This window comes from Oceaniglobus roseus (assembly GCF_002869745.1).
Taxonomy (GTDB): domain Bacteria; phylum Pseudomonadota; class Alphaproteobacteria; order Rhodobacterales; family Rhodobacteraceae; genus Oceaniglobus; species Oceaniglobus roseus.
In genome coordinates, this window is record NZ_PNOS01000048.1 from 23,976 (window position 1) to 31,048 (window position 7,073).

Genomic DNA, 7,073 nt, shown 5'->3' on the forward strand with positions numbered 1-7,073 from the left:
CCAAAGAAAAAGCCGCCGAACCCGAGGGTCGGCGGCTTCAAGACGTAGTGCGAAAGTTCCGGAGTCTCAGGCGGTCGGTTCGGGCTCCAGTCCGCCGTCCGACGCCTTGGGCTTCTTCGTCTTCGGGATCGCGGTGATGGAGGGCGTGTTGCCCTGGTCGGGGCGGTTGTCGTTGTCGTCGCCCCGGTTCAGTGGCTCGCCGTTCACCACCTTCATGATCTCCGGGCCGGTGAGCGTTTCGTATTCCAGAAGCCCCTGGGCCAGACGCTCCAGATCGTCGCGCTTCTCGGTCAGGATCCGCTTGGCCGTCTGGTAGCCGGTGTCGATGATCTCTTTCACCTTGTCGTCGATGATCTTCTGGGTGTCGGCCGAGTGGTTCGTGCCGCCCCCGTAATTGCCGAGGTAGGACGACTGCTCGTTGGCGTAATCGACATAGCCCAGCTCTTCGGCGAAACCGAACTGCGTCACCATCGCGCGGGCGATCTTGCTGACCTGCTGGATGTCGGAGGCGGCGCCGGAGGTCACGTTCTCCTTGCCGAACACCAGCTCTTCCGCCACCCGGCCGCCCATGGCCATGGCGATCTTCGAGGTGTACTTCGTCCAGCTGACCGAGAGCTGATCCCGCTCGGGCAGGGACAGCACCAGCCCCAGGGCGCGGCCGCGGGGGATGATCGTGGCCTTGTGGATCGGGTCGTGCTGCGGGACGTTCAGGCCGACGATCGCATGGCCGGCCTCGTGGTAGGCGGTCAGCTTCTTCTCGTCCTCGGACATGACCATCGAGCGCCGCTCGGCCCCCATCATCACCTTGTCCTTCGCGTTCTCGAAATCCTCCATGATGACGAAGCGGCGGCCGACGCGGGCGGCCATCAGCGCGGCCTCGTTCACCAGGTTGGCGAGGTCGGCACCGGAGAAGCCGGGGCAGCCGCGGGCGATGATCCTGAGGTCGACGTCGGGGCCGAGGGGCACCTTGCGGGCGTGGACGCCGAGGATCTTCTCGCGGCCCTTGATGTCGGGGTTCGGCACCTGGACCTGGCGGTCGAAGCGGCCCGGGCGCAGCAGAGCGGGATCCAGGACGTCTGGGCGGTTGGTGGCGGCGACGATGATGATGCCCTCGTTCGCCTCGAACCCGTCCATCTCGACCAAGAGCTGGTTCAGCGTCTGCTCGCGCTCGTCGTTGCCGCCGCCGTAGCCGACACCGCGCGAGCGGCCGACCGCGTCGATCTCGTCGATGAAGACGATGCAGGGCGCGTTCTTCTTCGCCTGCTCGAACATGTCGCGCACGCGGGACGCGCCGACGCCGACGAACATCTCGACGAAGTCGGAGCCAGAGATGGTGAAGAAGGGCACGCCGGCCTCCCCCGCGATGGCGCGGGCCAGCAGCGTCTTGCCGGTGCCCGGAGGGCCGACCAGCAGGGCGCCCTTCGGGATCTTGCCGCCGAGGCGCGAGAACTTCTGCGGGTTCCTCAGGAACTCGACGATCTCCTCAAGCTCTTCCTTGGCCTCGTCGATGCCCGCCACGTCGTCGAAGGTGACGCGGCCGTGTTTTTCGGTCAAAAGCTTCGCGCGCGATTTGCCGAAGCCCATGGCGCCGCCTTTGCCGCCGCCCTGCATCCGGTTCATGAAGTAGATCCAGACGCCGATCAGCAGCAGGAACGGCAGGAAGGTCATCAGGACGGTGGTGAAGCCCGACTGTTCCTGCGGCTTGGCGTTCACGGTCACGTTCTTGTCGATCAGCCGTTCGACCAGCGCATCGCCGGTGTCGGGGCGGATCGTCACGTAATCGGTGCCGTCGGTGCCGCGGAACAGCACCTTTTCCCCGTCCAGCGTGACGGAGTTCACGTTCCCGTCGTCCACGGCCGCCACGAACTCGGAATAGCTGATCGAGCGCGAGGTCATCGAGGACTGTCCGCCCGAGAACAGGTTGAAGAGCGCCACGATCAGCAGGATCAGGACGGCCCAGAAGGCGAGGTTTCGCGCGTTACCCAAGGAAGGTCTCCCATTAACGGTCGAGCGACCGCAGGTGCGATCGTTGCAGCTAAGATAGAGATCGTGAATATTTGTTCAATGAGAGAACAGACGCGCCGGAAAGAGTCCGCCGGGCGGGTCCAGCGCGACACGATGGTCGGGACCGTGGCCGACCGCGCGGCAGGCGACCAGCCGTTCGCCGTCCCAGAGCGCGGGCTGGGACAGGAGCGCGGCGCGGGGCATCGCAGTGGCCTCCCGCCAGCCCTTCGCCTGCGCAAGGCCCTCGGGGCCAAGGGCGCGGACGGAAAGGGCTGCGTTATCAGGGGGCTGAAGGATCCATCGGGCGTCCCATGCACGACCCGAGCCCGCGGCTTCGGTCAGATCCGCGACCGCCGCGTGTTCGCGGGCGACGATCAGGCAGCCCCGTCGGGTCATCAGGGTGCAGCCGTGCAGCGTGGCCGTTCCCCCCGCAAGCCAGCGATCCATGGCCGCTTCCAGCGCCGCCTCGCGCGGCCGGTATTCCGCCGATGCGACGAATTGCAGCGCGGCGGCGAGGACGCGCAGCCGCGTGTCGGCCTCGACCCCGGCGAAGGAGTCGCGGTCGAGCAGGACCGAACCCCTCGCTCCGGGATCCTGCGCCGGACCGCCGTCCGGGTGATGCAGCAGGCAGGCCTCCGCCGCGTCGAGCGCCCGCCGCCCGAGCGCCTCGCGCGCACGGCGCAGGCGACGGGCAGTGTCGGAGAGGCGTGCGGCGTCGAGGCCTTCCGCACCGAGCGCCTTCAGCAGCGCGCGCAGGCGGACGCGGTCATAGGCGGGATCGTCGTTGCTGGGGTCGTCGGCATGGGGGATGCGCAGGACCTTGAGGTAATGGCGCAGCTCGTCCCGCCCTGCGTCGAGCAGGGGGCGGACGATGTGCCAGTCTCGTGACGCCGGTCCGCCCCCGGAAGCGTGTGTCAGGGCGCCCGACACACGCTGCACCGGGGCCATGCCCGACAGCCCCTCGACGCCCGAGCCGCGGGCGAGCCGCATCAGCAGCGTCTCGGCCTGATCGTCGCGCGTGTGGGCGAAGAGGACGTGGGAGACGGGCCCCCGCCAGGCCCCGATCAGCGCCAGCCGCGCGCGGCGGGCGGCATCCTGGAGGTTGCCCTGCCCGTCCCAGCCCTGCCAGCGGAGCGTCGTGTGGCGCAGCCCGTGCGCTTCGGCCTCGGCGGCGACCAGACGCGCCTCGTCGGCCGCCTCCGCGCGCAGCCCGTGGTCGACGGTGACGACGTGAAGCCGCGGGCCCCAGACCCGCGCCCAGTCGGCGGCGAGGTGCAGCATCGCCATGCTGTCGCCGCCGCCCGAGACCGCCAGCCCGATATGGTCGGGAAAGTCGGGGCCCAGGCACTGGCCCATCGCCTCGGCGAAGCGCTGCGCCAGCGGCGGCGGTGCGCTCACCCGCAGACGAGCGAACTGCGCGCCGTTTGCGCCTCGATGCTGGCGGGGCTTTCGGGGAAGCGCGTGGGCACCTCGCCGAGGATGGCGCAGGCGTCGGACTGCTGCCCGAGGGTGTTCAGCGTCAGCCCGAGCTTCAGCAGCGCCTCGGGCGCCTTTTCCCCCTCCGGCGCACCGGAGAAGGCCTCGAGGTAGGCGCGCGCCGCCTCGGCGTTCTCGCCGAGCTGCGACAGCGCCTCGCCCCGGTAGAAATGCGCCTGGCTGGTCAGGGCACCGGCCGTGAAGGTCTCGGTAAAGGTCTTGAAGAGGTCCGCGGCACTGCGAAAGCTACCGGAGTCGAGGGCCTCCTTCGCCCGATCGAAGTCTGCCTGTTCGCCGACGGCAAGTTCGGGTCCGCTGGGCGCAGCGGGGGGCGGCGGCGCGGCGGCGGGCACCGTGCCCGCCTCCCCGCCAAGCGGCTTGGTCTCTCCGAGGGCGCCGATGTCGCAGCCCTCCTCCAGCTCGCAGACGCGGAACTGGAGGTCGCCGATGCGGTTGGTGCCGTCGGTGACGATGCGGTTGACGCGGTTCGTCATCTCCTCGGTGTCGCCGGTCAGGCGGCGCAGCTCGGCCTCCATGGCGTCGATCCGCTGGAGCGCCGAGGTGCCCTGAAGGTTCATCTGCGGCGTGCCGGTGGTCGACAGCTCGCGCTTCAGCGACTCGATCTCGGTCAGCAGGACCGCGAGCTCCTGCTTGATGTCGGCGAGCGTGGTGTCGGCGTCCTGGGCCGCAGCCGCGCCGGGAAGCGCGGCGGGCAGGATCAGCACGGCCGAAAGGAGGGCGGCGCGCAGCATGCTCAGCTGGTCGCCCCGGCCGCGATCACGGTGACCGCGCGGCGGTTCTTGGCATAGCATTCCTCGGACGAGCAGACCTCGATCGGGCGCTCCTTGCCGTAGGTGACGGTGCGCAGCCGCCCGGCGCTGACGCCCTGGCTGACGAGGAAGTCGCGGGCCGAGGCGGCGCGGCGGGCGCCGAGGGCGAGGTTGTACTCGCGCGTGCCCTGTTCGTCGGCGTGGCCCTCGATGATCGCGGTGTAGGACGGGTTCTGCTGGAGCCAGGTCGCCTGCCCGGTCAGGGTGGCGCGGGCGGTGTCCGACAGCGTGGACTGGTCGACGGCGAAGAGCACCCGGTCGCCCACGGTTTGGGTGAAGTACTGGGGGCTGTCCGAGCCCAGCGTGCCCTGCCCGATCGTGTCGCTGCCAAGCGGGGCGCCGGCGCCGAAGCCGCCGTTCGGATCGCCGCCAAGGCCGTCCGCCCCGCCGCGGCCGAAGCGATCGGCGTTGGCGCAGGCCGAAAGGGCCAGTACCGTGCCCAGAAGCAATACCTTGCCGGTGTTCATCATCCTGTCTGTCCTGTGCTTGCGGCTGCCCGTTGCGGCAAGCCTATCATCCGGTTTCACGTTTGGAAACGCCGCGGGACCCGAGTTTCGGCGACGTCCCGCGCAAATTCCCGCTATTTCAGAAGCGGCGACCATGCCGGGTCCGAGGCGTTCCCCTCCAGCGGCACCTTCTTCAGGTTCCGCCCCGAGATGTCGACGGAATAGAGCGAGGATTCCCCCCCCGCCCCGGCGCTTTCGCGCATGAACATCAGCACCCGGCCGTTCGGCGCCCAGGTCGGACCCTCGTCCAGGAAGGACGCGGTCAGCAGCCGCTCCTCGGACCCGTCGGTGCGCATCACGCCGATGTGGAAGCGGCCCGCGTTCTGCTTGGTGAAGGCGATCAGGTCGCCGCGGGGGGACCAGACGGGGGTGCCGTAGCGCCCTTCGCCGAAGGAGATCCGCCGCGGCTCGCCGCCGTTCGCCGGCATGACGTAGAGCTGCGGCGCGCCCGAGCGGTCGCTCTCGAAGACGATCTGGCTGCCGTCGGGCGAATAGCTCGGCGCCGTCTCGATGCTGGGCGAGTTGGTCAGCCGCTCGGGCTGCCCGCCGGGGCGCAGCCGGTAGAGGTCGGTGTTGCCGCCCTGGGACGCCGAGAAGATGACGGTCTGGCCGTCGGGCGCGTAGCGGGGCGCGAAGGTCATGGAATCCGCGGGCACCGGCAGGGACACGCGGCTGACCGAGCCGACGTCCAGCTGGTAGATCTGCGGAAAGCCCGTCTCGTAGCTGGTATAGAGGATCCGGTCGCCCGTGGGCGAGAAGCGGGGCGCCAGCACGATGGCGCTGTCGTTGGTCAGGTACTGCACGTTGGCGCCGTCGTAATCCATCACGGCGAGGCGCTTCTTGCGGTCGTTCTTCGGCCCGGTCTCCGAGACGTAGACGACGCGGCTGTCGAAATAGCCGCCCTCGCCGGTGATCCGGGAATAGACAGCGTCGGCGACCTTGTGGGCCATGCGCCGCCACGAGGCGGTGGTGCCGTTGAACTGGAGCCCCTCGCCGAGCTGCGATTCGGCGAAGACGTCGAAGACCCGGAACTTCACCGTCAGCTGGCCGTCGGCGGTGGCCGAGACGGCGCCGGTGATCAGCGCCTGGGCGTTGATCGCCTTCCAGCTGGCATAGTCCGCCGTCGGCGAGAAGTCGGAGACCTGGGTGATGAAGGCATCGGCCGGGATCTCGCGGAACAGGCCGGTGCCCGCGAGATCGGCGGCGATCACGCGCGAGAGGCGCGCGGCGTACTCGCCGCCCCCGGGGTTCTCGGCGATGAAGTCCGGCACCGCGAAGGGCAGCGGCTCGATCACGCCTTCGGTGATGTCGATGCGCAGCGGGCCGTCCTGCGCCAGCGTGGGCGCGGCGGGCACCGCGCCCAGCAGGGCAAGGGCGGCGGCGAGAATTCGGATGGATGTCATGGTGGCACTCCTCATGGGGCCGGGGTGTCCCGTGGTCTGTCGTCCGGACGGCGCGTCAGTGTAATGCGGAACCGGGCGGTTTGGCTCCCGCTGAAAGGGGTAGGCGTGGCTTTTCCGCATCACCTCAGCCTCATCCCGTCGGGGTTGAAGGTCATCTCGACGTTCTGCCACTGGCCGTACTTGTCGGCGGGCAGCGGGAAGCCGGAGGCGCCGCAGCGGATGATCGCCCGGCGCGCCGCCTCGAAGGCCTGTCGGGCCGCCGCGTCGCTGCCGCCCGAGGACGAGACCATGCGGATCGTCGCGTTGTCGGGCTTGCCGTCGCGCTGCATCGCCACGGCGACGATCACCGTGGTGCGCAGGGCCTCGGAGGACAGGGCGCCGACGTTCCAGCACCGCTGCACCGACACCCGGAAGGCGTCCTTCTCGCCCGCGGTCAGCGGCGGGCCGGAGGGTTCGGCCTGGGTCGGCGCGGCCTCGGGGGCACTGTCGCTGCCGGGTCCGGCAAGGGCCTCCTGCAACGCCTTCTCGACGTTGTCCGAGCGGGCTTCCGAGGACTTCGGCGGGGTCGGCTTCGCGACCGGCGTGTCGGCGGGCTTCTCCGCCGCGGGCTTCGCCGGGGTCTCGGGCTTCGCGGGCGCGGCGGCCGCCAGCCGCTCGGGGCGGCTGCGGGGCCGGGAGGACACGGTCGGAGCAGCCGGCGCGGCGGCGGGGGGCGGCGCGGGTTCGTCGGTGGGCGTCTCGGCCTCGGTCACGATCTCGGTCGATGCCTCGGGCGGGGCCGTGGGCGTCTGTTCCTCGACCACCTGCTCGGGCGGGTCGGGCGTAGATCGGAAGGGCGGCGGGTAGGGGAAGAG

General features: G+C 70.1%; 5 protein-coding genes and 1 pseudogene. All 6 read right to left on the reverse strand.

Going from position 1 to position 7,073, the window contains the following annotated elements; translation table 11 throughout:
* Positions 1–66 precede the first annotated feature (66 nt).
* On the reverse strand, positions 67–1,986 hold the full coding sequence (gene ftsH / locus A7B20_RS18985; protein WP_102110165.1) for an ATP-dependent zinc metalloprotease FtsH: 1,920 nt from the start codon (positions 1,984–1,986) through the stop codon (positions 67–69).
* A 75-nt stretch (positions 1,987–2,061) separates the two neighbouring features.
* Positions 2,062–3,402: a tRNA lysidine(34) synthetase TilS gene (tilS, locus tag A7B20_RS18990; RefSeq protein ID WP_245867116.1), complete on the reverse strand. Its 1,341-nt coding sequence runs from the start codon at positions 3,400–3,402 to the stop codon at positions 2,062–2,064.
* The gene (gene ybgF / locus A7B20_RS18995) at positions 3,399–4,232 is read right to left on the reverse strand and encodes a tol-pal system protein YbgF (RefSeq protein WP_102110166.1); all 834 of its coding nucleotides are present in this window, start codon (positions 4,230–4,232) and stop codon (positions 3,399–3,401) included. The genes tilS and ybgF overlap by 4 nt, the downstream gene beginning before the upstream one ends.
* 2 nt (positions 4,233–4,234) lie before the next feature.
* On the reverse strand, positions 4,235–4,780 hold the full coding sequence (gene pal, locus A7B20_RS19000) for a peptidoglycan-associated lipoprotein Pal (RefSeq protein WP_102110167.1): 546 nt from the start codon (positions 4,778–4,780) through the stop codon (positions 4,235–4,237).
* 110 nt (positions 4,781–4,890) lie between these two features.
* On the reverse strand, positions 4,891–6,219 hold the full coding sequence (gene tolB / locus A7B20_RS19005; protein WP_102110168.1) for a Tol-Pal system beta propeller repeat protein TolB: 1,329 nt from the start codon (positions 6,217–6,219) through the stop codon (positions 4,891–4,893).
* A 119-nt stretch (positions 6,220–6,338) separates the two neighbouring features.
* Positions 6,339–7,073, reverse strand: a pseudogene (locus tag A7B20_RS19010) (cell envelope biogenesis protein TolA); the annotation flags it as partial.